Here is a 26,904-nt window from a genome sequence, read left to right as displayed (position 1 = left end):
GCTATATTTTGTTATCTTTAGTATCTTAAAAAATGAGCATGAATAAGTGTCTGGCCATATTATTACTATTCTTCGTTATACTTGGTGTAAACGCACAAGTTATAAAGTGGCAAAATACCATTGGTGGAGATTCTATTGAGGTTTTATGGGTAATGGAAAAAACTCATGATGGTAATCTTATTATAGGGGGTACTTCATATTCTGGTATTTCGGGCGATAAAACACAGGAGAATAGACGAATTCCAGATCCTCCTTTATTTAGTGAAGAAAGAGGAGGCTATCAAGATTTTTGGATTATGAAAATCAATAAAAGTACAGGTGGGATTCTATGGGAAAAGACCATTGGCGGTGCTTGGTCAGATAGTCTTAGAGGTATAAAACAAACTGCAGATGGAGGGTATCTATTGGTGGGAAGTAGTGTAGCCACATCTAACTTTGTGTCGGGAGAACGAACTGCTAGCCCTTTGGGAGCGAGTGATATATGGTTGGTAAAGTTGGATGCATATGGTACTGTGGTATGGGATAAAACTCATGGCAGTGCTAAAAGTGATTCAGTGTTAGACATGGTAGAGACGCATGATGGTGGATATTTAATGGTAGGTTCAGTTGTTTCAGGAGGCGCTAGTGGTACTGATATTTTAATAATAAAAATTGACGCATCGGGAAATGAAGAATGGCAAAAATCTATTGTTGGTAATTATAGTGATACGGGGATTTCTGTGGATAAAACAAGCGATAATGGCTTTATAATATTGGCAGAGTCGAATTCAAGTATTTCTAATGATAAAACTGTAGAAAACATTGGGGGAACTGATTTTTGGATTACAAAAATAGACAGTCTAGGTAATATCGTTTGGCAACGTAATATTGGTGGTGCGACAACAGATAGTCCTCGTGAAATTATTGCGACATCCGATGGAAATTTTTTAGCATTAGGAAGATCTGAGTCTAATATGTCAGGCGATAAAACAGAAAACTCTATCTGTAACTCTTCTGATGGTTGGGTGGTTAAAATTGATAATGAAGGCAACATTCTATGGGATAAAACTATAGGAGGAGATAAATATGAATGGTTTAGCGATGTTGTTGAAACCCAAGATGAAGGCTTTTTATTGGGAGGTTCCTCTGTTTCGAATGTTTCAGGATATAAAACAGAAGATTCCAGATTGGATCCAGGCTCAATAGCAAGGTGTTGTATAACAGACTATTGGATTGTGAAATTAGATAAATATGGTAATATTGAGTTTGATAAAACAATTGGAGGTTATGGCAGTGACAGTTTAGAAGCGATGGTACAATTAGATGACGGTAGCTATGTTCTTGGGGGTGATAGTATGTCCGATATATCTGGAGAAAAAACTGAAAATAGTCAAGGAAGTAATGATTATTGGATAGTTAACATAGATATCGGTAACATTGACACCCCAGTAAATATTGCCCCTACATTTAGTGAGCTTTTGGTTTGTAAAGGCGAAATGGTACAACTAAGTACAGTAGAAGGGCAAAGTTATAGTTGGTCTGGACCTAACGGGTTTACAAGTAGTGAGCAAAATCCGTTTATAAATAGTTTATCCTCACAAAACGTAGGTGTTTATAATGGCACAACCTATTTTTCAGATGGTTGTATTGAAACAAAAATAATAGACCTTAGCATGCACAACTGTGCGCAAACCAATATACCCCCAGAAATTACTGCAACAGGAGATCAGAGTTATTGTTTAGGAACCCCGATGAGCATAGCCACAGATTTTGATATTGTAGATCCTGATGATACAGGGATTGAAGCCTTTTTTATTCAAATTTCTGAAGGCTACACCTTTGATGAAGATGTTTTACTTTTAACTGGGAATCATCCCAATATTACTCATAGTTGGGATCCTGTACAAGCGAAGCTTTCATTTTTTAGTGCAACAGCCAGCGCAATTATACCGTATACTGATTTAATCGCTGCTGTGAGAGATGTCGTTTATAGTGCTACTCCCAATACGGATAAAGTTGATAAAATATTCTCTTTTACCATTGGCGATGCTAACTTTTTACCCACCACAGGGCATTATTATGAATATATTCCAGATTTTGGAATTACGTGGGCAGAAGCGCGATCTGCAGCAGCCTCTAGAACATATTTTGGGCTTCAAGGCTATTTAGCAACCATTACGTCTCCTGAAGAAGCACAATTAACTGGAGAACAAGCAGCTGGTGCTGGCTGGATTGGGGGAAATGATGCAGCAACTGAAGGTGTTTGGCAATGGGTAACTGGGCCTGAAGCAGGAACTGTGTTTTGGAATGGAGGTATTAATGGTACTTCTCCAAACTATGCGAATTGGAATACCAGCGAGCCTAATAACTTTGGTGGGAATGAAGATTACGCACATATTACAGCCCCTAATATTGGAACACTAGGATCATGGAATGATTTACCCTTAGCAGGAGATGCAGATCCCTTTAGCGATTTTCATCCTCAAGGTTATATTGTAGAATATGGCGGTATGCCTGGAGATCCAATAGTAAATATTTCTGCGAGTACTAAAATTAGTTTTCCACGTATAATAAGCCCAGTTGAGCCCACTGTGGTGTGTGGAGCTCAAAGCATTAACCTAGAGGCCACACCTTCCTCAGGGCAAGTACTTTGGTTTGAAAGTATAGATGCTTCTACACCTGTTTTTGTTGGTAATGCATTTACAACTCCAGTGATCAATACTGCAAAAAGTTATTTTGCCCTAGCATCTGATAACGGATGTTTAGAAGGGGAGCGTATTGAATTTCTGGTGGTAGTAAATCAAGTTCCTGTTGTGGAGCCTGTGGTAACATATAGAAATTGTGACGAAGATGGTAATCTGGATGGATTTACAGATTTTAATTTAAATGAAGTTAATTCGATAATAACAACTGAAGATTTAAATGAACTTAATATTACTTTTCATTTAACAATTACTGAAGCAGAACAAAGGCTTGCTGGTATCGAGGTATTACCTTTTAATAATCAAACAGCAAATACCATTTATGCAAGAGTTGAATTTGCTGATACTGAATGTTCCAGTCTAGTCACAATAAACTTGGAAGCATCTACAACATCATTTCCATCAGACTATATTTATGAATTCGAGACATGTGATGTAGATGCAGCTATTGATGGTAAAACAGAGTTTGATTTAACGACAATTTCTGCTAATTTTATAAATCAATTTCCAACAGGTCAAAACCTAAGCGTTCATTATTATTATACAGCAGTAGACGCTCAATTAGAGGAGAATGAGATTGCCAATACTTTAAACTACCAAAATCAAACGCCTTTTTCGGAAACCTTGTATGTTAGAGTAGAAAATAATGATAATGGAAACTGTTTTGGAATTGGTCCGCATTTACTTTTAACAGTACACCCAAGACCAGAATTTGAAATAGAACAAAGCGAGATATTTTGTTTAAACGGATTACCAGTAACACTTTTGACTGTAAATGCTAGTAATACAGACTTTACTTATGTGTGGAAAGATCCAGACGGTAATACAATAAGTAATTCAAATACAGCGACAGCAATTTCTGAAGGTGTCTATAGTGTCCTTGCAACTTCACAAGAAAATTGTGAGTCTGAACAAGTTTTTTATGAACTTAAAACATCCGAAATTTCAAGTATAACTATTGAGGACGTAACCGTAATTGATCTATCAGATAATAATACCATAACCATCGATACTTCTGGTATAGGTATTGGGGACTATGAGTTTGCTTTAGATGATGAGCTTGGAACATATCAAGACGCTCCTGTTTTTCGTAATATTTTAGCTGGAATGCATACCGTTTATGTAAGGGATAAAAACGGTTGCGGTACAGTTGATGTAGAGGTATTTGTAATGGGCTTTCCTAAGTTTTTTACACCCAATGGAGATAGCATCAATGATACATGGAATATAAGAGGTTTAAGCGATATTTATCTTAAAAATACAACAGTCTTTATTTATAACAGATTTGGTAAGTTGATAAAACAATTTAAACCCGAAAATGGAGGTTGGAATGGTACATTAAATGGACGGTTACTTGCTACGAATGATTATTGGTATGTGGTAAATTTAGTAGATGAAGCTGGTGCTACACAAACCTTCCGGGGACATTTTAGTTTAATCAGGTAGTTTTTTGTTTTGTCATTCCTGCGTAGGCAGGAATCTATAATATAATTACAGTGTAAAATTACAAGCCAGTCTTATTAATACATAAATAAAAGGATGCCGCTGTAATGCCTAACGCGAGTGTGCTTGCAAACTTATATTTTAAGAGCCAAAGTGATGTATTTCTGGGGAGGTTTGTTTATCGTCTCTGTATGAGCCTTGTTGCTTCGTTTTCAAGCTAAAAGTAAGCCAAATGCAATGAGGTTTATACCTTGTTGGGTACTGGCTATTGTTTTCTCCAAATTGTTATTTTTCCTGATTTTGTACCTGAAATAATATAATCACTATTAGGAGAAATACCAATTTCAGTTATATCACTATATTTAATTAAAGCTTTTTTACCTAAAAAAGTTGATTCTTTTTTAGTTTTTCCAAAAGATGTTAACATTTTTCCATTTTCAGATCTTACCCTTACTATTCTATCAGCACCAAGATTCACAAAGTATTTCTTAGAGGTAACTGTTTTTATAGAGTAAATATTTTTAGAATCTATAAAGTTTACTGAACCTGATTTAATGTCTAATATTTTTTCATTCTCAGTTGGAAAATGATAATCAAAATAGCAATAAAGCTTAGTGTTTAAGGGAGTAGTCATAAAATTCTCATAGCCTTCAATTTTTTTCAAGTTATTTAATTCAAAATTCAGAGTAATATTTGGAGTTATAAACAATGTTGTATTTGAAATAAAGAAAATATTAGTTCTTTTTTTGTTATTGAAAATCTTGCTTTTATAAATAATGTTTCCATTTAAATCCCAAATTTTTAAATTTCTATAATAATCAATTGTTGCAATAAGATTATTGTTAGGTGAGATTGAAATACTCTGAATATATTCTGAATGTGATAACCCATTTTTTGCACTAGGAATGTTTAATGATTTCCATACATTTAAAGAAGTAAATTTGTTGTTAATTGAAGATGTAGCTTTTAAAACACCTTTATTATTTGATAAAAATAAAGAATCAACATAAGGTTGTGATAAAGTAGAGTCAATAAATACTTTCAATAAATTTCCTTTAATATCAATGCTTTTTAGAAAATATTTTTTATTTTTTTTATTCTTTTTTTCAGTTGTTGCAACTAATAGTATATTAGATTTTGGAATAAATTTCAGAGTATTAATTTTTCCTTCTTTGATTTTATATTCATATATTTTTTTTCCTTTATAATTCCAAACGATAACTGACTTATCAGAACTTGATGTAGCAAAAAAATCATTAGTTGTTGTAATAGAATTTATTTCTGCTGAGTGTTTATGTAAATTCTTTTCTTTTTTATAGTTTTGGGAGTAAATATGACTGCAAAAAAAAAATAATAATAAAGTTTTTTTCATCTTCTATTATGTAGTTGATTGTGTGCTTGTGCCCAAGGTTAGATATGGTCACGTTTTAATGACTATATCGTCCGATAAACGAAGTTATCATTTTTTTCTGATAAAGTCAAGAAGCTCAAAACCCGTTAATAACTCCTAATAACTCGCTTTTTTAATAGTTACTAAAATTTCTACTTTGCATTTTAAAATAGAGTTGTAAATAAGTGAAAGTCTGTATTGCCGAAAAGCCAAGTGTTGCTAGAGAAATTGCTGCTGTATTAGGTGCAAATACCAAACGCGATGGCTATTTTGAGGGTAATGGTTATGCCGTAACCTACACCTTTGGGCATTTATGTACGCTTAAAGAACCTGTAGATTATAAACCATACTGGAAAAGTTGGGATTTAAACAATTTACCCATGCTCCCCGAAAAGTTTGAAACCAAAGTGTCCTCCAACTCAGGGATTCAAAAACAATTCAACATAGTAAAAGGTTTATTTGAAAAAGCTGAGCTTATTATAAACTGTGGCGATGCAGGACAAGAAGGAGAATTGATACAGCGTTGGGTAATGAATGAAGCCAAGTATAAGGGAGAGGTAAAACGTTTATGGATTTCATCATTAACTACAGAAGCTATAAAAGAAGGTTTTAATAACCTAAAACCAGCATCAGATTACGATAATTTATACTATGCAGGGTTTTCCAGAGCTATTGGTGATTGGCTGCTAGGTATTAACGCCACAAGATTGTATACCGTAAAGCATGGTGGTTACAAACAAGTATTGTCAGTTGGGCGTGTGCAAACACCAACTCTGGCTATGGTGGTAAATCGTTTTAAAGCAATTGAAAACTTTAAACCACAGCCATATTGGGAACTGCAAACCTTGTACAGAGAAACCTTGTTTAGTTATGAAGAAGGCCGGTTTTTAAAAAAGGAAGATGGAGAAGCCTTAGCAAATAAGGTAAAAGAAAGTGATTTTATAATTCAATCTATCACTAAAAAGAAGGGGAAAGAATATGCGCCAAAACTTTTTGATTTAACAGGGCTTCAAGTGTATTGCAATACAAAGTTTGGGTTTTCAGCAGATGAAACCCTAAAAATTGTGCAAGCGCTGTACGAGCGTAAAGTAGTGACTTATCCCAGAGTGGATACCACGTTTTTACCAACAGATATTTATCCCAAGGTACCAACCATATTAAAAAAGCTGACGAATTTTACGCAATTAACACAACCAATTCTTGGTAAGAAGATCAAAAAATCTTCTAAGGTTTTTAATGATAAAAAAGTGACGGATCATCATGCTATTATACCTACAGGGCTGCAAACGACGTTACAGTACAATCAGCAACAGGTATATGATATTATTGTAAAACGCTTTATTGCGGTGTTTTATGATGATTGTATAGTGGCCAATACAACGGTGTTGGGAAGTGCTGCAGACGTTGTGTTTAAAACCACAGGGAAAGAAATTTTAGAAAAAGGCTGGCGTGTTGTTTTTGAAAATCCTAATAAAAGAGAGAAGGAATCAGGGATTTTACCAACTTTTGAAAAAGGCGAAAAGGGACCACACGAACCAACGTTTTTAGAAAAGCAAACCAAGCCACCCAATCAGTTTACAGAAGCTTCGTTGTTAAGGGCTATGGAGACGGCAGGGAAACAAGTAGATGATGAAGCGTTGCGAGATGTAATGAAAGAAAATGGTATAGGTAGGCCATCTACCCGTGCCAACATTATAGAAACCTTGTTTAAGCGAAAATATATAAAACGTAATAAGAAACAGGTGTTGCCTACGGAAACAGGTATTCAGCTGATTGAAACCATTAATAATGATTTGTTAAAATCTGCAGAACTTACCGGAAAATGGGAAAAGCAATTAAAAGATATAGAGAAGGGAGGCTATAGTGCTGGAGCGTTTATAAAAAACATGAAGCGTATGGTAGATGCCTTGGTGTATGAGGTAAGAAGTGAAGCGAAACGTGCCAATATTTCGTATGCGACCAACCAAAAAAAGAGAGCGGCTAAGGCTAAAACAAAAGCGGAGATAACAACACAACAATGTCCAAAATGTAAAAATGGGAATGTTATAAAAGGGAAGTCTGCCTTTGGCTGTAGTGCATACAAAGCAGGGTGTGATTTTGTGATGCCCTTTAAATTTAAAGGGAAGAAAATTTCAGAAAAACAATTTATAAGACTGCTTCAAAAAGGTGCTACGGTAAATTTAAAAGGCTTTAAGGTAGCTGATAAAACTGTAGAGGGTTCGGTGTGTTTTGATGCTGATTTTCGTCTTGTTTTGCAATCTAAAGAAGCACCGAAAACACAAGAAAAGGACATGCTTTTATGTCCTAAATGTAAAACTGGAACCATTATAAAAGGTAAAACAGCATATGGTTGCTCTAACTATAAATCAGGTTGTGATTTTAAGGTGTTGTTTGATGTTGTTAGGCGGAAAATAAATGGACAAAAACCAACAAAAGCTTTGATTTCTAAAATATTAAACGCTTCAGTTTTTAGTGAAACATAAACATTTTATTATCTACAAACCTTACGGATACCTAAGCCAATTTATGAGCAAGGATTCCAAACAGCAATCCAAACGATTTTTAGGTGGTTTGTATGATTTTCCAGAAGGTATTATGGCTATTGGCAGATTAGATGAAAAATCGGAAGGCCTGCTATTGCTTACTACTGATGGGAAACTAAGCGATTACATTAACAGTAAGAAGGTTGATAAGGAATACTATGCTTTGGTGGATGGGGATATTACAGAAGATGCTATAATACAATTACAACAAGGTGTGGAAATAGGATTTGATGGTAAGAAATACAAAACCAAAGCCTGTAAAGTATTTAAATTAAAAAAGGTACCCGATTTACCTGAACGTTCCAAAAAGATAAGGGATATGAGACATGGCCCTGTGTCTTGGATATCTATAACCTTAAATGAAGGGAAGTTTAGGCAAGTGCGAAAGATGACATCTGCTGTTGGATTTCCAACATTGCGATTGGTGCGTGTAAGGGTTGGTAACATTCAATTAGGAACTATGGAAGTTGGTCATGTAAAAGCCGTTGATGTTCTTAATGTTTAATTCAATGTATTTATAAATGCCAAAACCGCGTTAGCGATAGTAGTGGTTAGCTTTTGGTCCCGCTATTGCGGGAAACCAAAACTAGTAACGGATAGCGCAACCCTTGGGTAACGCCCGAAGTATTAACCTATTAATCTTCTAATTTTTTAAGCTCTTTGTAATTGTGTTTTAATCGTCTTAATAATATACCATAAAGTAAATAATAGATGGCAAAAATGATACCTAGAAATAGGACTGTTATTAAAAGGATTACTAAAATAACTATAATATATTCAGTTAAACCTGTGGCTTCGTTAAAAGCGTCTATTCCTCCTTGTAATTGTGTATAGCCAATAAAACTAGCTACTGCAAAAAATACACCTCCAAAAAATAAATTAAATATAATATAATACCGAACGCATTTTCTTGTTCTTAGAATATTTTGCATTAATACCTTGGCACTATCAGTTGCATTAATTTTTTTGTAATTTGTGTAGAAAAGATAAATGAAGTAAAGCGCTACTGGAAATACTAAGTAAGAGAAGGTGTCTAGCCATTTTGGGTATTCGATTTTATTTTCAAATGTTGGATTTAAAATGATTAGTATAAGTCCAAGACTTAGTTCAATTAAACTGATATAATATATCCATTTAACTATAGAAGATGACTTTTTAAGTATCATCTTATAAATTTCGTCGTACGAAAGTTTAGGGTATTTGCTCTCGCTTTTGTCCCAATCTTTCTTTAATAAATCTAGTCCATCCATAGGTTTACGGATTTAATATTTTTCTTAGTTTAGTTTTAGTTCTATTCATTTTCACTCGCGCATTTACTTCGCTAATACCAAGTGTTTCACTTATTTCCCTATAATCTTTGTCTTCTAAATACAAAAAAACAAGTGCTTTTTCAATATCATTTAGTTTATGAACTGCCTTATACATTAACTTTAATTGTTCCTCTTCTGTATCATCATACTCCTCTGCTTTCATCTTAAATGCTACACCTTCAAAATCTTGAGTTGAAATACGACGTTTAGATTTTCTATACAAAGTAATTGCTGTATTTAATCCAACACGATACATCCAGGTACTAAACTTAGCATCTCCACGAAACTTTGGGTAGGCTTTCCAAAGTTGAATGGTTATTTCTTGAAATAAATCATTATGCGCATCATAATTATTAGTGTATAATCTACACACTTTATGAATGATATTTTGATGCTTTTCTAATAATTCAACAAAGCTATGTTCCAGTTCTGTATTCAAATATTTTGATGGTTTAGTTATACTATAAGTAGCTTTTATTTATCATTTGTTACACTGGTAGCTAACTTTTTTATATTGTTTTTTAGGATGGGTAGATGCTCTTTTTAGAAGTTATAGATAAGTTTTTCTGTAATGTGTTTATATTTTAATTGTAAGTTTATGTAGTAGTGTTTTAATGATTGATTACTAGTTATTTGTAAATCATGTATAGAGAAAATCTATTATGGTTGTTTTAACTGTATTAAGTGGTTTTTACGGAAGTACTTAAGGCTAATATAAGGAAAAAATAGTATCAAGGTTTTAAAAAAAGCTTTATTATTTTATTCGCTTATTTGTGATTTCACACTATCTGTAATTCAGTGTCACTTTCATGCTCAAACTATTAAAAATACAATTCATCTTAAAAAATATACAGTTCGGTAATTATCAATTTTTAAATGACGCCTTCTGCTGCAAATTTGCATCAATAATCATATCAAAATTTGTAGTAAATGAAAATTTTTATATCTGTTTCAATGCTATGTTTTACGATGCTGTTTTATGGGCAAACCCAAATAAGTGGCACGGTAACTAATTTTAAAAAACAACCTATTGTTGGTGCTAATGTGTATTTAGAAGGTACTTATGACGGTGGAACTACTAATGAGAATGGGACGTTTTTATTTTCTACATCGGAAACTGGAACCCAAACGCTAGTTGTTTCGTTTTTATCTTATGAAACTTATACAATGGTAGGCGATATATCGTTTATGAAAAATATAGCTATTACACTTAAGGATGATGTAAACACTTTGGATTCTGTAGTATTATCCGCAGGCACATTTTCAGCAGGCGACAATAGTAAAGTAAATGTTTTAAAACCATTAGATGTAGTTACTACGGCTAGCGCATTAGGGGATTTTGTTGGTGCTTTGCAAACACTCCCAGGTACAACTACTGTGGCTGAAGATGGTCGCTTGTTTGTTCGTGGAGGAAATGCTAACGAAACTCAAATTTTTATTGACGGTATTCGTGTGTTTACACCATACACGCCAACCACTAATAATGCGCCCACACGAGGCCGTTACTCCCCATTTTTATTTGATGGTATTACATTCTCAACTGGAGGCTATTCTGCAGAGTATGGTCAAGCTTTATCCAGTGTGCTACTCTTGAATACTATAGATGAACCAGACCAAGAGAAAACAGATATTGGCATTATGAGTGTAGGTGCTACTTTAGGGAATACTCAAAAGTGGGAGAAAAGTTCAGTGAGTGTTAATGCGTCATATATTAATTTGGCACCTTATAATGCTATTTTTCCCAACAGAAATAATTTTATTAAGCCTTTTGAAACCGCTTCTGGAGAAGCAGTTTACAGAAGAAAAACAAACAATGGCTTGTTTAAACTTTATGGTGCTTTTGATACAAGTAGTTTTGAATTGACGCAGGAGGATATTAATCTACCAGATGGGCAATACATAAAGTTAAATAACAATAACTTCTACTTAAATGGATCGTATAGTGGTAAAATTAATGATACTTGGAGTATGCAAACCGGATTTAGTTTTACAAATGCGAAAAACAAATTGAATTTTGGGGACAGAGCTATTAGAGATACTGAAACATCAGTGCATTCTAAATTGAAATTCAAGAATAGAATTAGTAACCGATTGAAACTATATTTTGGTGCGGAATATTTTAAAACCGATTTTAAAGAGGAGTATAATGATGATTTTATTGATAACATTCAATATGGATTTAAAAATAATATTGCAGCGGCATTTGCAGAAGCAGATATATTTATATCTAAAAACTTAGCTTTTAAAACTGGGTTAAGAGCAGAATACAGTGAGTTGTTTAGTAATTTTACTTTATTGCCAAGGGCAACTATGGCATATAAAATATCAGATAAAAGTCAGTTGTCTTTGGCTTATGGCGATTTTTACCAAAACCCAGACAGTAATGTGTTGAAATTCCATCAAGATTTTGAACCTGCAAATGCTAAACATTATATTTTGAACTATCAATACAATGCTGATAAAAAAATATTTAGAGCGGAAGCCTATTATAAAGACTATAATAGTTTAGCAAAGTTTGATGGTGTTTTTCCAAGTTTTGATAGCAACTTTAGTAGCACTGGATCTGGATTTGCAAGAGGGATTGATTTTTTCTGGAGGGATAGTAAAAGTATAAAGAATTTAGATTATTGGTTGAGTTATTCGTTTTTAGACACCAAACGTAATGATGGTAACTTTCCAGAACTTGCACAGCCTAATTTTGCTAATACGCATAACTTCTCAGCTGTAACTAAGTATTGGATAGATGATTGGAGAAGTCAAGTAGGGTTTAGTTATGCACATGCATCTGGAAGAACTTATACAAATCCAAACAGACCGGGATTTTTAAATGAAAAAACAAAATCTTTTAATAGTTTAAGTGTGAATTGGGCCTATTTAATAAGTCCACAAAAAATACTGTATGCCTCAGTAAACAATGTTTTAGGGTTTAAAAATATAAACGGTTATCAGTATGCTAATACACCTGACATGAATGGTAATTTTAATCGTCGCGCCTTACGCCCTGCTTTAGATCAATTCTTTTTCGTAGGATTCTTTTGGACTATTAGCGAGGATAAAACTAGCAATCAGTTGGATAACTTATAAGTTAACTGTATGTTTTACTGTTTCAAATTTCTGATTCGTTGCAATAGTGTAGGGTGCGAGTAATGCATAAATACATACGCAGGATGTGGTGTTAAATTGCTTAAGCTATTTTTAGATAGCTTTTTTAGAGAAGTAATTAAAGGTTCGGCCTTGTACGTATTTTTAGCATAATTGTCCGCTTGATATTCAAATTTCCTAGAAAATACATTCATAATCAGTCCTGTGATTTCAGAAATAGGCGCATACAGGAGTCCGAAAGCAATTAATCCAATATGGAAGCTAGGTATCTCTACACCTAAGGCTTGAGACAGCATAGGGTTGGAAATAAATAGTGATAAGATATAAAGTGTAAGCCCCGTTAATAAAATAGAAGCAAATAGGTTAAAAATAATATGCTTCTTTTTATAGTGTCCCACTTCATGTGCCAGTACAGCTACGATTTCTTCATTGTCTAGATCATTAATCAGTGTGTCGTAGAGTGTTACTCGTTTTTCACTCCCAAAACCAGAAAAATAAGCATTGGCTTTTGTACTACGCTTGGAACCGTCTATTACAAAAATTTTATCAAGTTTAAAGCCAACGGTTTTGGCATATGCAGCAATTTTATCGCGTAAACTTCCCTCCTCTAAGGGCGATTGTTTATTGAATAATGGTACTATAAGTTTAGAGTAAAACATGTTCATAAACAAAGTAAATGCCGCTATTAAAGCCCAAGCGTATAACCAAAAGTGTGTACCAGCAGCTTGATAAAACCAGATAATTAGGGCTAAAATACCTCCGCCTATAACAACCATCATAAACCAGCCTTTAATTTTATCTAATACAAATGTTTTTTTTGTGGTTTTATTAAAACCAAACTTTTCTTCGATAACAAAAGTACTGTAATATGAAAATGGCGTTGTTAAAATATCGCTCCCTATCATTATTATCCCGAAGAAAATCAAGGCTATCACAATGGCATTATCGCTGTAACCTCTCGCAATATTGTCAACAAACTCAAATCCGTCAAACCATAAAAACCCCAAGGTTAGTATAATAGAAAAAACAGAGGTTATGATTCCGAATCTATATTTGGTGGCTTTATAGTTTTGAGATTTCTTATATTCAGTATCATCATACACATCTTGTAAATCTTCAGGAAGCTCATCATTAAAATGTTTCGCGTTTAAAGCATCTAGTATTTTATCTACTATAAAGTTGATAATTATTATTCCTATTATAATGTAGAATACTGTTGTTGCGTTCATACTCTCTATTTAAAATCTCGTTGTCTTTTGGCCTCAAAAATAAGAATTCCAGCAGCAACTGAAACATTCATAGAATCAATCTCGCCTTGCATGGGAATAATGATATTTTGGGTTGAATTCTCAAGCCATTCATCACTCAGTCCTGTGGCTTCTGTACCTACAATAATAGCTGTAGGCGCTGTAAAATTTTGTAAATAGTAATGCTCTGATGCTTGTAAGGCGGCACAGTAAATATTGATGTGCTTAGATTTTAAAAAGTCTATAATCTCAGTAGTGCTTCCAGTGGCAATAGTATTGGTAAAAAGGCACCCAACACTAGAACGTATAATGTTAGGGTTGTACAAGTCGGTTTTTGGATTAGCAATAATTACAGCATCAACATGTGCGGCATCAGCGGTTCTTAAAAGCGCACCAATATTGCCAGGTTTTTCAGGAGCTTCAGCCACTAAAATTAAAGGGGTTTCAGTACGGAAATTTAAATTTTCTAGTGTATTTGCTTTAGCTTTTGCTACAGCTAATACACCTTCGGTCGTGTCACGATATGCCAATTTTTTATAGACATCCTTAGAAATTTCAATAATATTAACCTCATGGTTTATTAAACCGCTTAATTGCTCTACAGTACACAAATCAGGGTAAAACAAAACGGTTTCTAGCTTGTAATTGCCTTTGATAGCTAAAGCAATCTCACGCTTGCCTTCAATTAAGAAAGTGCCTGTTTTTTTACGTTCTCTTGACTTATCTCGTAGTTGTACAAGTTGTCGGATAAATTGGTTTTGTGTACTTGTTATCGTTGTTGAAGGCAAATCTTTACTAACTTTGTTTGTGCAAATTTACTATAAACTATGAAACCAGCTTTACTTTTCTTTTTTGCAACTCTTTTTTCATTTTCATTATTTGCTCAAGTAGAAAGTCCGCCACCACCTTGTGGATTTCTAGATATAAAGATTTGTGATGATATTGGAGGTGATGGGATAATGGTTATAAATCTGAGAGAAGTATTACCTTTTCAAATGTTTTGTCTGGCAGCTCAAAATTCGGTTATGGAAGAAGATTATCATTCTATTACATATTACCTAAACGAAAGTGATATGATGAATGAGGTAAATCCAATAGGGAACCCGGAATCTTTCAGGAATTCTTCAAAAGATTTTGAAATTTATTTTAGAGCCAATAAAAAAATACCTGAAGGTTTTACAACAGATGTTCTTTACCGTAACGGTACAATTGAAATCTTAATAGGACCATCAATAAATCAACCTACTTCTTTTGAAAAATGTGATGATGAGTCAAAAGACGGTATTGAGGTGTTTGATTTAACTACTAAAATACCAGAAATTGTTGGAGGAGGATTAACAGATGTTGGAGTTACGTTACATGAGACAATGGAGGGGGCTGAAACTAATAATGATGTTATTGTTAATTCAACAAATTATACTAATAATATGCCTGCCGTTCAAACTATTTATGTGAGAGTAGAGCATTATGACACAGGTTGTTATTCAATTACAAGCTTTGATTTGATTGTTAGGGATTGTGATGCTACGGGCGTCATAGAAATTAATGCATTTTATGACAAAGACGAAAACGGAATTTTCGATAATGATGAATTTAACTTTTTAAACGGTGTACTGACATATGTTAAGAACAATGACGGCATTACACGACATTTATATGCTTCAAACGGTAATTTTAAAATCATCAGTGATGAAAATAGCGATGTTTTTGATATAAGCTACAGTATTTTTGAAGAATTTGAAAACTGCTATAACTTAACGGTAGATAGTTATGATAATATTAATGTAGCAAAAGGCAATATTGTAAACTATAATTTTCCAGTTACCAAAATAATTGAATGTGGAGACATTGCTATCTATTTAGTCTCTAATGTGCCTCCCAGACCAGGGTTTGATTACAAAAACTATTTAGTTGTTGAAAATAAAGGTATTGAAACCATTTCATCGGGTACAGTAGAATTTACCATAGATGCAACACTAAGTTTAAATGGTGTAAGTTTTGTTAATGCAGGGAATTCAGTAACAAATACCGCAAATGGATTCAACTTAAATTTTACAAATTTGCAACCCAATTCTTATGAGAGGGTTCGTGTGGATATGAAAGTTCCTATTCCTACACCGCTAGGAACTGTTTTAACTAATAAGGCGCGATACACAGGTAGTGATGTAAATATGGATAATAATTATACCGAATTATCAGAGGTTGTTATTGGTTCCTATGACCCCAATGATATTCTAGAATCTCACGGACCAGAAATAGTACATAGCAGTTTTACTGCTGATGATTATCTATATTACACCGTGAGGTTTCAAAATGTGGGAACTGCTGATGCCATAAATGTTTCTATTGATAATACTCTAGATTCTAGATTAGATAAATCTACCATTAAAATGTTAAGTTCTAGCCATGATAATGTGTTTACAAGAATTGATAATCAACTTAATTGGCAGTTTGATAATATTCATCTACCCAGTGAAGATATGGACGAACCCAACAGTCATGGTTACGTTTACTATAAAATTAAACCCACAGCTGGTTATAGCGTAGGGGATATTATACCAAATACAGCAGAGATTTATTTCGACTTTAACCCTGCAGTAATTACAAACACATTTGAGACTGAGTTTACAACCACATTATCCGTTTACTCAAATGTGAACACATTATTCTCTATGTCTCCAAACCCAGCACATGGTTTTGTGGAATTAGGGTTTAATAAGTATATAGGTAACCCAAAACAAATAAGCATCTGTGATATTCAAGGTAAGCTCATAAAAAGGGTTTCAAATGTCGCACCATCTAAAATAAAACTTGATGTATCGCAATTAGATACCGGACTATATTTTTTAAAGGTAAATAGCGGTGTTTCAGAAGATATTAAAAAACTAATAATTAGGTAACTGTTACTATAAAACTAAATTTCCCAAAGCCTCAGAATACATCTGGGGCTTTACTGTAATTAAAACCTCTTAACTTCGACAAACCAACAATAAGCTAAAACCAATAAAATGATAACACGTATACTCTTAATAGTATTAGTTGTATTAACCTCATGTAAAAGTGATAAAAAGGAAACTTCTAAATACGCTGAAGAACAACTAGATGTAACCACATCTATTTACCCAGAAAATATTACCAAAGTTTTTGATGCACATGGCGGAATAGATACATGGAATAAGATGCAAGGTTTAACCTTTACCATGGAAAAACCAAATGGTAATGAGGTAACTACAACCGATTTAAAAAACAGAAAGTCGCTTATTGAAATGCCTAAGCATACTATTGGATTTAATGGTAAATCAGTTTGGTTAAAACATAAAGATACCACTCAATATAAAGGCAATGCAAAATTTTATTATAATTTAATGTTCTATTTTTATGCTATGCCATTTATTTTTGGGGATGATGGTGTTATATATCAAGATACAGAGCCATTGATTTTAGAGGGTAAAACCTATCTTGGAATAAAAATAGCTTACGAAGCAGGTGTTGGAGAATCTCCAGAAGACGAATATATCTTGTACTACAACCCAGAAACCTATAAAATGGAATGGTTGGGCTATACCGTTACCTTTTTTTCAAAAGAAAAAAGCAAAGAATTTCATTTTATAAAATATAGTAATTGGCAAACTATTAATGGTCTAGTTTTACCAGAAACCTTAACTTGGTATAACTATGAAAATAACAAACCAACCCAAAAGCGCAACGATTTAAAATTCACGGATATCAAGTTAACAGAGGAGCGTCCAGTACCACAAATTTTTGAAATCCCAGAAGGTGCAACACTTATAGAATAATCGTTGCTAAATATTAAAATTACAGGTTTTCTGTTTCCAAGTAATTTACTAACAGCGCCACAACATAACTATAGCTCTCCATACCTTTGGCTTGGTTATTAGCTCTTAAAAAATTACCATAAAACAGTTTAAAAAAGGGCTCAAAAGGGTTTTCGTGAGCCTCCCAAAACTTTCGGGATTCCTCGTAGTTTTTTAGTATTCCTTTGTTTACATCGGCAACTATATCTTCAAAAAGGCAAGGATCCCGTCTATAAATTTCATTTAGGCAAAATCGTAACCCAAAGATGTAACCGCAATACCTAATGTAAATATCATCATTACTGGAAGCAGCCATAAAGCCAATAAAATTAGCCTCATTTTCGGCAGCATATCCTAACTGGTGTGCCATCTCGTGAGCAGCAGTCGTTGGGAATTTATACATGGGAATCCGCCCATTTACTTGGGCCTCATTGGTAAGTGGATTTAAGTATCCGCTAAACCCCATATAGGTTAACGGATAACTGAATAGAGATTGTTTAGCACTCTCTGGGTAGTATTCCAGATCGTGGAACGTCGTTTTTAAATTTTCATACCCTTTAGGTATCAACCCAAACACTGTTTTTTTGTCGTAGGGCACAGTTACGGGTAACGTATCGTTATGTGTAATCTCTGCATGCAAATCATTAGAAATAGAAATGAGTCCGTTAGTCGCTTTTACCAGTTTTTCGGTGGTGTACTCTGCATTTAAACCTAAATTTTTATGTAAGGGTAGCCTGTAATAATTTAAACCCCAAAACAAATGAAACGTAAAATATATAAGGGATACCGCAGCGAAAACATCCACGAGCCAATGTTTAAGATCACTTACTATACGCTTCCTGTGTTTTACTAGCCACCAACACATGTAAAACCCACCAAGCCCATATACCAAATCGCCAAAAGAAAAAGGCAGCCAACCTAAAACAAATCTAAACAATTTAGAAATATAGGGGTATAACCCTTCACTATAAAAACGTTCAACAAAAGTTGGGTTTCTAGCTAAAAGTTTTACAGTTAAAACCTGCGGAATTAAAGCTAAAGCAAGTACGAGTTTTTTCCTTTTCAGCATAACTCAAAAATACTAAAAATTTGTACTGCAGCCTTTGTGTATGTTAACTAAAGCTTCTTTCTGCTTTCCGTTATACCTGTCTGCCGGTAGGTCTTTTTTTTCGTGTCTTAAAAAAAGGATGTCACTGCAATCAGGAGTAACTGCTAACGTCGTAGCATTTTTGCTATCTTTGAAGTGCACTATAAATTTAACTATGAGTAAAGAAATTAGACAGTTAGAACCCCAAGTACTTTGGAATAAATTTGCCGATTTAAACGCAGTACCGAGAGCATCAAAAAAAGAAGAACGTGTCATAGCTTTTATGAAAGATTTTGGTAAAAATCTTGGTTTAGAAACATTAGAGGATGAGGTAGGCAATGTTATTATAAAGAAACCAGCAACGCCTGGGATGGAACATAGGACTACAGTGGTAATGCAATCACATTTGGATATGGTGCATCAAAAAAACAACGATACTGTTTTTGATTTTGATACCCAGGGCATCGCTATGTATATAGACGGCGATTGGGTAAAAGCACAAGGCACTACTTTAGGAGCAGATAACGGATTAGGTGTGGCAACAATAATGGCAGTTTTAGAAAGTAAAGATATACCCCATCCAGCCATAGAAGCACTATTTACCATAGATGAAGAAACAGGGATGACAGGGGCTATGGGCTTAAAAGGAGGGGTGCTTACTGGCGGTATATTGCTAAACCTTGATACCGAGGAAGATGATGAAATAGGGGTAGGTTGTGCAGGAGGTATAGATGTTACCGCAACTAGAACTTATGAGGAAGAAGAAACCCCAGAGTTTAAAATAGGTTTTGCAATTAATGTAAAAGGCTTGCAAGGTGGGCATTCTGGGATGCAAATCCATGAAGGGTTGGGAAATGCCAATAAAATAATGAACCGTTTATTGTTTGATGGTTTTGAAAAATTTGGATTGCGAATCTCAGAGATAGATGGAGGCAGTTTGCGAAATGCAATTCCAAGGGAAAGCAGGGCAGTGGTTGCCATAGATGCTGTTCATGAAGATGATTTCATAGCCCAACTAAAAGCGCTGTCAACAACTATTAAAACCGAATACAAAACCATGGAACCCGATTTGGTAATTAAGATTACTAAATGCGATACACCAAAGCATATTATAGATTTAGGTGTGCAAGAAGGATTTACCAGAGCCATGTATGCAGCTTTAAATGGTGTGTATCGTATGAGTGCAGATATTCCAGAACTTGTAGAGACTTCAAATAATATAGCAAGGGTTATTGTAAAAGACGGTAAGATAAAAGTAGGATGTTTAACCCGTTCATCGGTGGAAAGTTCAAAACTAGATTTGGCAAATAGCTTAAGGGCAACGTTCGAGCTCACTGGTTGCGAAGTGGAATTTTCGGGCGATTATCCAGGGTGGACACCTAATATGGATTCTGCCATTCTAAAATTAATGACCACGTTATACGAAGATTTAAATGGAGAAAAGCCACATGTAGCAGCCTGTCATGCAGGTTTAGAATGTGGTATCTTAGGTCAAAACTATCCAGATATGGATATGATAAGTTTTGGACCCAATATAAAAGGTGCGCATTCCCCAGAAGAACGTGCCCAAATTTCTTCGGTACAAAAATACTGGAGGTTTGTGTTGGAGATTTTAAAGCATATTCCAGAGGAGTGATATGTATTTATAGTTAGCATTTAAGCCATAGACGAGGTACAACCCCGCTATGGCCTGATAAAATAACAATACTTTTTATACCTCTTGCAATGCTTTTATCCTCATATGTTTTGCTGATTTTACAAGGTTTTTTAGGGCAACCTTAGTTTCAGGCCAGTTACGTGTTTTTAAACCACAATCTGGGTTTACCCAAAGTTGATCAGTAGGGATAACAGCTTGGGCTTTTTCCAATAGCTGTTCCATTTCTTCGGTCGATGGTACTCTTGGGGAATGAATGTCATAAACCCCTGGGCCTATTTCATTAGGATATTTAAATTCAACAAAAGCATCTAATAATTCCATCTGCGAACGAGATGTTTCAATCGTAATAACATCTGCATCTAAGTTAGAAATACTATGTATGATATCGTTAAACTCCGAATAGCACATGTGTGTATGAATCTGGGTTTCGTCTTGCACAGAAGAAGAGCTTATACGAAATGCCTTTACTGCCCAGTTAAGATATGTGTTCCAGTTTTCTTTTCTTAACGGTAACCCCTCTCTAAATGCAGGTTCGTCAATTTGGATTATTTTTATGCCTGCTTTCTCAAGATCGGAAACTTCATCTCTAATTGCCAATGCTATTTGTGTGCAGGTTTCTGAACGTGGTTGGTCATTCCTCACAAAACTCCATTGTAATATGGTAACGGGTCCCGTAAGCATTCCTTTCATCCAATTATTACTTAGTGATTGTGCGTAAGCAGACCATTCAACAGTAATTGGTTGTGGGCGGGATACATCTCCATAAATAATAGGAGGCTTTACACATCGTGTTCCGTAGCTTTGTACCCATCCATTTTGTGTAAATACAAAACCGTCTAATTGTTCGCCAAAGTACTCTACCATATCATTTCTTTCAAACTCTCCATGCACCAATACATCAATTCCAATGTCTTCTTGGATTCGGATGGCTTTTTCAGTTTCTTCTTTTAATAGTTTGTTATATTCATTTTTGTCAAGGCTTCCATTTTTAAACTTCGCTCTCCACGCACGTACTTCTTTAGTTTGTGGGAATGAGCCAATTGTAGTGGTTGGAAATAAAGGTAGATTTAATGTTTTATGCTGTTTTTCTTTACGAATAGAGAATACGTTTTTACGTCTGGCCTCTGCCTCTGTAATGGTGTTTACACGCTTTTTTACAATTTCGTTATGGATAAGACTGGACGTTTTTCTACTTTCAATAGCGGCCGTATTAGTTCTTAATTTTTCAATAGCAACCGTATTATTTTCATCAGCAGCTAGTGTTTTAAGTGTAACTACCTCATCTACTTTTTGCTTTGCAAATGCTAACCATTGCTTTATTTCAGGGTTAAGTCCTGTTTCAAAATCTAAGTTTAAAGGCGAATGAAGCAAGGAACAAGATGTTCCTATCCAAATATTTTCTGCTGGTAATTTTTCTTTTACCTGTTCAATGGCTTGGAGCGATGTTTTAAAATTATTTTTCCAAATATTTCTTCCATCAACTACACCTAACGAGAGGATTTTGTCTCTGTTTAAAGACGGATGTGTTAAAATATCCTCTAGTTGTTTCCTGCAGCGTACTAAATCTAAATGAATAACATCTACAGGCAATTTTAAAGTAAGGTCTAAATTCTCTCCGTAGCAATCAAAATAATTGGCAAGAATTAATTTTACCTTGGTATTTAAGTTTCCAAAATATTCGTAAGAACGTTTAACAGCTTCCTGTCCCTTCGTATCTAGGTCTGTTGCCAAAATTGGCTCATCAATCTGAATGTATTCTGCTCCTAAGGCATCAATTGTTTTAATTAATTGCCCGTATAAAGGCAATACCTTTTCTAATAATTCGAGGCTATTAAATCCGCTTTCTTTCTCTTTACCTAAAAGTAAAAAAGTTACTGGACCAATAATTACAGGTTTTGTATTGATACCGAGAGCAAAAGCTTCTTTATATTCATTAATGATTTTTTCGGCATTTAATGAAAAACTTTGGTCTTTACTAAACTCAGGAACAAGAAAGTGATAGTTAGTGTCAAACCACTTAGTCATTTCCATAGCAATTACATCTATGTCTTCTTTTTGTATTCCTCTAGACATGGCAAAATACTGTTCCAACCCTCTAAGGTTTGAGAATCTCTCAGGGATACATCCTAAAGTGATACACATATCTAACATCTGGTCGTAGAGCGAAAAATCATTTGAAGAAATAAGGTCAACACCAAGCTTACTTTGTTCTAGCCAATTTTTTTCTCTAATATTCTTGCTAATGTTAGATAATTCCTCTTCCGAAGTTTTGCCTTTCCAGTACTTTTCAATAGCTTTTTTAAGCTCTCTTTTTTCCCCTATTCTGGGATATCCTAAGATAATCGATTTCATTGTATTTATTTTAAATTTCTTTCAAAACTACATATAGTAGTTATAATATTTATTTGAAATCATATTTTTAGATGAATACTCTTTTAAAATTGTTTAATTAGATAAATTAACTTTAATTTGTGATGATTTGATACACTAAAAGAAAATTCATCTATGGCTGATTTGGACGAAATTGATTTGAAGATATTGGGGCTACTTCAACAAAACGGAAAGTTGACAACAAAAGAACTGGCAGGGCAAGTGCATCTTTCCCCAACACCCGTTTACGAGAGGGTAAGACGTTTGGAAAGAGAAGGTATCATAAAAAAGTACGTGGCATTGGTTGAAGCTGAAAAAGTAGGAAAGGGGCTTGTTGTATTTTGTGATATTACTCTAAAAGAGCATACTAAGGCAATTGGTGTTCAGTTTGTGCAGGAGATTATGTCTTTAAAGTATGTGTGCGAGTGTTATAATATTTCTGGAGATTATGATTTTAGATTAAAGGTCTTAGTGAGTGATATGAAACATTATCAAGATTTTGTGCTCAATGATTTAGGATCAATTAAAAACATTGGGAGTGCCCATAGTACATTTGTTATGGGTGTTATTAAACAATCATTTTCAGTGCCATTGGGGTAATCGTTTTTAAGTTAAGATAGGGAAGTTTATAATTGAATTTTTTAAAAAGTAATTCTCAATCCTACTCAGTTATTTATTAGCTTTTATTGTTAATATTTAAACCGAATAATTTTTTTTGGTCAACATTGTATTTTATGTTCCAATATAAACAACCTCCATGAAACGATAATCTTCTTCCTTGGTTCCAGTCTTCCTCTTTGCTTGCTAAAGTGTGCCAAAAAGAGTTTATATGTAAAATTCGGTGCCCTTCCTCATTGATATATCCAAAATATTGACGTTTATATTTATCCAAATTCTCATGAATAATTATAGGGCCGTCTTGGTTTTTTAATGCTTTATTTAGTGTTTTTAAGTGTTTATTTAGTTGTCTCTCAGCACGTAAAATATCTTTTTTAGTGGGGGTGTATGCTTTTCCTCCAAATTCGTAATATCTGTATGGAAAAATCATAACATCAAATCTTTTTGTTTTAAAGTGTTCTGTTTTATCTGTATTACTACCATTCTGTCCATGGCAATAAAGTATTGGGTTTGATAGAATTACTATGTAAGATATTTTTATTATCAATTTAATGTTTACTTTCATAAAGCTTTAATCATAATTTGTAAAACTAAGTTACGAGTCATTTTTTTAATATGACTTAAAGATACGCTTTGTTCTAATAGCTTATATTAAAGGCTAACGAAAGTAGTTGAAAAATAACCCAAAGACAAGAAGAGTTTAATACTATGTATTGAATAATAACTAATAAGAATTTATGTGTTCATAAAAGGTTAAAATATTTTAAAATGCAACAAAGTTGCAATAAATTTGTAATATGAGTGTAATTAGAAAAACGAAATCAGTAAAAGCATTGCTTCATGTATTTGAGGTGTCTAAAACAGCCGTATCTACGCTGGAATTAGTGGAAAGGTTTCAGGGCCAAATGAATAAATCTACAGTGTATCGTATTCTTGAACGCATGGAAAATGAGGGGGTCTTACATTCTTTTGCAGGAGTAGATGGACTGAGATGGTATGCATTATGTGGTTCATCACACACAGATCATTTAGATACGCATCCTCATTTTCAATGTCAGGATTGTGGTAAAACAGAATGTCTGCCTATTGATATAACTATACCAGAGGTTGCAAAATATAATATAGAATCTGCCTCTATCTTGTTGACAGGGAAATGTGAAAACTGTGCTTCTTAAGCGTTGGATGTTTAAAGCCTTTTGATATTAAATACGATAAACATACCAAATATTTTATAGCTCTCTAGTTTTTCTCTTTTTTGATTTTTTCCTGTTGCATTAGTTCGTTTACTTTATTCCAAAGCTCATTGTAAATCATAAAACTTTGAATATACTGAGTAAATTTCCATTTGCCTTTTTCTTTGCGTAGTACCCCAGATCCACGATAGTGATTACCACTATTGTTTGAAACCATGATCTCATCAAACCAAGCAAAATCCTCATTTTCTGAAACATAAATTTTTCTGTTAATGGAATGGTAAGACCAACCGCCCTTATCGAACCTTTCACTTACATAATCTGTGAAATCTGGGATTAGTGGCCAGCGTTCCCACTCGTCAGTTCCCATATAAACAGCATCTTTGGCGAAATGACTTAAGTACCTTTCCTTGTCTGCATGTTTAGCGGCATCATGAAAATCGTCCAACTTTTTATATATTTTTTCCTGATCTGGAGAGTGTTCTTGCGCAGTTGTAACATGTGTTATTCCAAAGCATAGGATAACTACTAAAAAAAAACAGTGGTTTCATTGTTATCTTCTTATTAATGTTAGAAATGGTATTAAACGAAGATAGCTGATTTATCTTAGTGTAAAAAAGTTTAATTAAGGTACAGGATCGTGCCCAGAACCTCCCCAGGGATGACAACTAAAAATGCGCTTGAGGGCTAACCAGCCGCCTTTAAAAAGCCCATGTTTTTTTAAGGCTTCTATGCTATAATGGGAACAGGTAGGCTGGTATCTGCACGTGGCTGGTGTTAAAGGTGATATGAAGATTTGATATACTTTTATCAGTAATAGAAACGGTGCTATGAGTATTTTTTTTAGCATGGCTACTGGTATTCTGAAATCTTTTAAGAATCTTGGAAGGGTTTATTCTTACCTATTGGATAGCATTTAGATTGCTCTAACGTAGCACAAACTAATTCATCAAAATACTTAGTTAACCGAAAACGTAGTACCGTCTTTACCATCTTTTAAAACAATACCAACTTCAGCAAGTTCATCGCGAATCTTATCTGATAAAGCAAAATCCTTATTAACTCTAGCTTCTTGTCTTAGTTTTATTAAAACATCTACAGCTCCTGCAAGTTTATCTCCGCCAGAGTTGGTCTCGGTCACATTTTCCAAACCTAGTACATCATAAACAAAAGCACTCATGGTAGTTTTTAATAGTTCTAAGTCCTCTGCTGATATTGTTGCGTTTTCTTTTTTTATCTGGTTTATGTATTTAACGGCCTCAAATAAATGTGAGATAAGAATAGGTGAGTTAAAATCATCATTCATAGCATCGTAACACTTTTGTTTCCATGCAGCAACATCAAAAGTAGAGCTTTTGGAGCTTTTAATGTTATTTAACAATTTCATGCCTTCCATTAACCTGTAAAAGCCTTTTTCACTGGCAAGTAAACCATCATCGGTTAAATCTAAAACACTTCGGTAGGATGATTGTGCATTAAAAAAGCGTATAACTCCCGGAGCGAATGGCTTGCTGAAAAACTTGTTCTCGCCAGAAAGTAATTCATGAGGGTTTACAGTATTTCCGGTAGATTTAGACATTCTTGCGCCATTTAATTCCAACATGTTGGCATGCATCCAATAGTTAACTGGAGAACATCCTTTAGCAGCTTCATTTTGTGCAATTTCACACTCATGATGCGGAAATTTTAAGTCCATACCACCACCATGTATATCAAACTTATCTCCTAGGTATTTTGTGCTCATTGCAGTACACTCTAAATGCCAGCCAGGGAAGCCGTCACTCCAAGGTGAAGGCCAACGCATAATATGCTGTGGTTCTGCTTTTTTCCAAAGTGCAAAATCTTGAGGATTTTTTTTATCACTTTGCCCATCCAATGCACGTGTGTTATGTATTAAATCTTCAAGTACTCTTTTGCTTAGCTTACCATATTTGCTGGTTTCATTAAACTTGTGTACATCAAAATATACAGAGCCATTTACTTCGTAAGCAAAACCATTCTCTATAATTTTACTTATCAATTCAATTTGTTCAATAATGTGACCAGTCGCTGTAGGTTCTATGCTAGGAGGAAGGAAATTAAAAGTGTCTAGTACGTTATGGAAATCTACAGTGTATTTTTGTACAACCTCCATGGGTTCAATTTGTTCTAGACGTGCTTTTTTAGCTACTTTGTCCTCACCTGCATCTTCATCATTTTCTAGATGACCTGCATCCGTAATATTTCTAACATAACGTACTTTAAAACCTAAATGCTTAAGGTAACGAAATATCATATCAAAAGACATAAAGGTGCGCACGTTCCCTAAATGCACATAGCTGTAAACAGTGGGGCCACATACATACATGCCTACATGTCCTTCGTTTATAGGTTTAAAAGTTTCTTTTTGTCCAGAGAGGGAGTTATATATTTTTATTTGATTTGTTTGGTATAACGCCATGTTTTGGT

Annotated in this window: 20 protein-coding genes; 9 read left to right on the top strand and 11 right to left on the bottom strand. The window is 34.2% G+C overall.

Translation table 11 applies throughout. The features are described from left to right. Window positions 1-38: 38 nt before the first annotated feature. A complete protein-coding gene (locus JS605_RS00305) occupies window positions 39-4,127 on the top strand; it encodes a T9SS type B sorting domain-containing protein (protein WP_203255717.1) in 4,089 nt (1,362 codons plus the stop codon). A 262-nt stretch (window positions 4,128-4,389) separates the two neighbouring features. Here the strand turns inward: JS605_RS00305 and JS605_RS00300 are convergent, their stop codons facing one another. Then, on the bottom strand, window positions 4,390-5,496 hold the full coding sequence (locus JS605_RS00300) for a WD40 repeat domain-containing protein (protein WP_203255716.1): 1,107 nt from the start codon (window positions 5,494-5,496) through the stop codon (window positions 4,390-4,392). A 203-nt stretch (window positions 5,497-5,699) separates the two neighbouring features. Between JS605_RS00300 and JS605_RS00295 the strand changes: the two genes are divergently transcribed. Both JS605_RS00295 and JS605_RS00290 read left to right on the top strand, forming a co-directional pair. Beyond that, the gene (locus tag JS605_RS00295) at window positions 5,700-7,997 is read left to right on the top strand and encodes a type IA DNA topoisomerase (protein ID WP_203255715.1); all 2,298 of its coding nucleotides are present in this window, start codon (window positions 5,700-5,702) and stop codon (window positions 7,995-7,997) included. Beyond that, a complete protein-coding gene (locus tag JS605_RS00290) occupies window positions 7,987-8,562 on the top strand; it encodes a pseudouridine synthase (protein WP_203255714.1) in 576 nt (191 codons plus the stop codon). Before JS605_RS00295 ends, JS605_RS00290 begins: the two co-directional genes overlap by 11 nt. 130 nt (window positions 8,563-8,692) lie before the next feature. Here the strand turns inward: JS605_RS00290 and JS605_RS00285 are convergent, their stop codons facing one another. Together JS605_RS00285 and JS605_RS00280 are read right to left on the bottom strand one after the other, a co-directional pair. After that, window positions 8,693-9,307, bottom strand: coding sequence for a hypothetical protein (locus JS605_RS00285; RefSeq protein WP_203255713.1), 615 nt, complete (start codon window positions 9,305-9,307; stop codon window positions 8,693-8,695). A 4-nt stretch (window positions 9,308-9,311) separates the two neighbouring features. After that, window positions 9,312-9,806: an RNA polymerase sigma factor gene (locus tag JS605_RS00280; protein WP_203255712.1), complete on the bottom strand. Its 495-nt coding sequence runs from the start codon at window positions 9,804-9,806 to the stop codon at window positions 9,312-9,314. A 491-nt stretch (window positions 9,807-10,297) separates the two neighbouring features. Here JS605_RS00280 and JS605_RS00275 point away from each other — a divergent pair, with 491 nt between their 5' ends. Beyond that, the gene (locus JS605_RS00275; RefSeq protein ID WP_203255711.1) at window positions 10,298-12,451 is read left to right on the top strand and encodes a TonB-dependent receptor; all 2,154 of its coding nucleotides are present in this window, start codon (window positions 10,298-10,300) and stop codon (window positions 12,449-12,451) included. Between the two features lie 14 nt (window positions 12,452-12,465). On the opposite strand, the gene JS605_RS00270 is transcribed toward JS605_RS00275, so the two are convergent. Together JS605_RS00270 and JS605_RS00265 are read right to left on the bottom strand one after the other, a co-directional pair. Then, a complete protein-coding gene (locus JS605_RS00270; protein ID WP_203255710.1) occupies window positions 12,466-13,698 on the bottom strand; it encodes a M48 family metallopeptidase in 1,233 nt (410 codons plus the stop codon). A gap of 5 nt (window positions 13,699-13,703) precedes the next feature. Next, window positions 13,704-14,504 (bottom strand): TrmH family RNA methyltransferase, encoded by an 801-nt coding sequence (locus JS605_RS00265; protein ID WP_203255709.1) that lies wholly within the window; start codon window positions 14,502-14,504, stop codon window positions 13,704-13,706. Between the two features lie 39 nt (window positions 14,505-14,543). On the opposite strand from JS605_RS00265, the gene JS605_RS00260 reads away from it, so the two are divergent. Together JS605_RS00260 and JS605_RS00255 are read left to right on the top strand one after the other, a co-directional pair. After that, window positions 14,544-16,616: a T9SS type A sorting domain-containing protein gene (locus JS605_RS00260; RefSeq protein WP_203255708.1), complete on the top strand. Its 2,073-nt coding sequence runs from the start codon at window positions 14,544-14,546 to the stop codon at window positions 16,614-16,616. A 108-nt stretch (window positions 16,617-16,724) separates the two neighbouring features. Next, a complete protein-coding gene (locus tag JS605_RS00255; protein WP_203255707.1) occupies window positions 16,725-17,513 on the top strand; it encodes a DUF6503 family protein in 789 nt (262 codons plus the stop codon). A 19-nt stretch (window positions 17,514-17,532) separates the two neighbouring features. On the opposite strand, the gene JS605_RS00250 is transcribed toward JS605_RS00255, so the two are convergent. Next, window positions 17,533-18,600, bottom strand: coding sequence for a DUF3810 domain-containing protein (locus tag JS605_RS00250; protein WP_203255706.1), 1,068 nt, complete (start codon window positions 18,598-18,600; stop codon window positions 17,533-17,535). A gap of 193 nt (window positions 18,601-18,793) precedes the next feature. Between JS605_RS00250 and JS605_RS00245 the strand changes: the two genes are divergently transcribed. After that, entirely contained in the window at window positions 18,794-20,254 is a 1,461-nt protein-coding gene (locus JS605_RS00245) for an aminoacyl-histidine dipeptidase (protein ID WP_203255705.1), read from the top strand. Between the two features lie 75 nt (window positions 20,255-20,329). Here the strand turns inward: JS605_RS00245 and metE are convergent, their stop codons facing one another. Further along, entirely contained in the window at window positions 20,330-22,627 is a 2,298-nt protein-coding gene (gene metE / locus JS605_RS00240; protein WP_203255704.1) for a 5-methyltetrahydropteroyltriglutamate--homocysteine S-methyltransferase, read from the bottom strand. A 153-nt stretch (window positions 22,628-22,780) separates the two neighbouring features. Between metE and JS605_RS00235 the strand changes: the two genes are divergently transcribed. After that, window positions 22,781-23,245 carry an Lrp/AsnC family transcriptional regulator gene (locus JS605_RS00235; RefSeq protein WP_203255703.1) on the top strand — a complete coding sequence of 155 codons (465 nt, stop codon included), beginning with the start codon at window positions 22,781-22,783 and terminating at the stop codon, window positions 23,243-23,245. A 76-nt stretch (window positions 23,246-23,321) separates the two neighbouring features. Here the strand turns inward: JS605_RS00235 and JS605_RS00230 are convergent, their stop codons facing one another. Continuing rightward, window positions 23,322-23,828, bottom strand: coding sequence for a hypothetical protein (locus JS605_RS00230; RefSeq protein WP_203255702.1), 507 nt, complete (start codon window positions 23,826-23,828; stop codon window positions 23,322-23,324). A 232-nt stretch (window positions 23,829-24,060) separates the two neighbouring features. Between JS605_RS00230 and JS605_RS00225 the strand changes: the two genes are divergently transcribed. Next, window positions 24,061-24,438 carry a Fur family transcriptional regulator gene (locus JS605_RS00225; RefSeq protein ID WP_203255701.1) on the top strand — a complete coding sequence of 126 codons (378 nt, stop codon included), beginning with the start codon at window positions 24,061-24,063 and terminating at the stop codon, window positions 24,436-24,438. Between the two features lie 64 nt (window positions 24,439-24,502). Here the strand turns inward: JS605_RS00225 and JS605_RS00220 are convergent, their stop codons facing one another. From JS605_RS00220 to cysS, 3 genes are all read right to left on the bottom strand, one after another. Continuing rightward, entirely contained in the window at window positions 24,503-24,904 is a 402-nt protein-coding gene (locus JS605_RS00220; protein WP_203255700.1) for a nuclear transport factor 2 family protein, read from the bottom strand. Between the two features lie 177 nt (window positions 24,905-25,081). Next, window positions 25,082-25,306 (bottom strand): membrane protein insertion efficiency factor YidD, encoded by a 225-nt coding sequence (gene yidD / locus JS605_RS00215; RefSeq protein ID WP_203255699.1) that lies wholly within the window; start codon window positions 25,304-25,306, stop codon window positions 25,082-25,084. A gap of 108 nt (window positions 25,307-25,414) precedes the next feature. After that, the gene (gene cysS / locus JS605_RS00210; RefSeq protein ID WP_203255698.1) at window positions 25,415-26,896 is read right to left on the bottom strand and encodes a cysteine--tRNA ligase; all 1,482 of its coding nucleotides are present in this window, start codon (window positions 26,894-26,896) and stop codon (window positions 25,415-25,417) included. Window positions 26,897-26,904 lie beyond the last annotated feature (8 nt).

Source organism: Hyunsoonleella ulvae (genome assembly GCF_016827605.1).
Lineage (GTDB): Bacteria > Bacteroidota > Bacteroidia > Flavobacteriales > Flavobacteriaceae > Jejuia > Jejuia ulvae.
This window is presented reverse-complemented; position numbering and strand designations above follow the sequence as displayed.

Excerpts from the sequence above, each read along its gene's own strand:
- JS605_RS00305 (WP_203255717.1), top strand. The coding sequence starts at position 39 with ATGAATAAGTGTCTGGCCATATTATTACTATTCTTCGTTATACTTGGT.
- JS605_RS00300 (WP_203255716.1), bottom strand. The coding sequence starts at position 5,496 with ATGAAAAAAACTTTATTATTATTTTTTTTTTGCAGTCATATTTACTCC.
- JS605_RS00285 (WP_203255713.1), bottom strand. The coding sequence starts at position 9,307 with ATGGATGGACTAGATTTATTAAAGAAAGATTGGGACAAAAGCGAGAGC.
- JS605_RS00275 (WP_203255711.1), top strand. The coding sequence starts at position 10,298 with ATGAAAATTTTTATATCTGTTTCAATGCTATGTTTTACGATGCTGTTT.
- JS605_RS00270 (WP_203255710.1), bottom strand. The coding sequence starts at position 13,698 with ATGAACGCAACAACAGTATTCTACATTATAATAGGAATAATAATTATC.
- JS605_RS00260 (WP_203255708.1), top strand. The coding sequence starts at position 14,544 with ATGAAACCAGCTTTACTTTTCTTTTTTGCAACTCTTTTTTCATTTTCA.
- JS605_RS00255 (WP_203255707.1), top strand. The coding sequence starts at position 16,725 with ATGATAACACGTATACTCTTAATAGTATTAGTTGTATTAACCTCATGT.
- JS605_RS00250 (WP_203255706.1), bottom strand. The coding sequence starts at position 18,600 with ATGCTGAAAAGGAAAAAACTCGTACTTGCTTTAGCTTTAATTCCGCAG.
- JS605_RS00245 (WP_203255705.1), top strand. The coding sequence starts at position 18,794 with ATGAGTAAAGAAATTAGACAGTTAGAACCCCAAGTACTTTGGAATAAA.
- metE (WP_203255704.1), bottom strand. The coding sequence starts at position 22,627 with ATGAAATCGATTATCTTAGGATATCCCAGAATAGGGGAAAAAAGAGAG.
- JS605_RS00235 (WP_203255703.1), top strand. The coding sequence starts at position 22,781 with ATGGCTGATTTGGACGAAATTGATTTGAAGATATTGGGGCTACTTCAA.
- JS605_RS00230 (WP_203255702.1), bottom strand. The coding sequence starts at position 23,828 with ATGAAAGTAAACATTAAATTGATAATAAAAATATCTTACATAGTAATT.
- JS605_RS00225 (WP_203255701.1), top strand. The coding sequence starts at position 24,061 with ATGAGTGTAATTAGAAAAACGAAATCAGTAAAAGCATTGCTTCATGTA.
- yidD (WP_203255699.1), bottom strand. The coding sequence starts at position 25,306 with ATGCTAAAAAAAATACTCATAGCACCGTTTCTATTACTGATAAAAGTA.
- cysS (WP_203255698.1), bottom strand. The coding sequence starts at position 26,896 with ATGGCGTTATACCAAACAAATCAAATAAAAATATATAACTCCCTCTCT.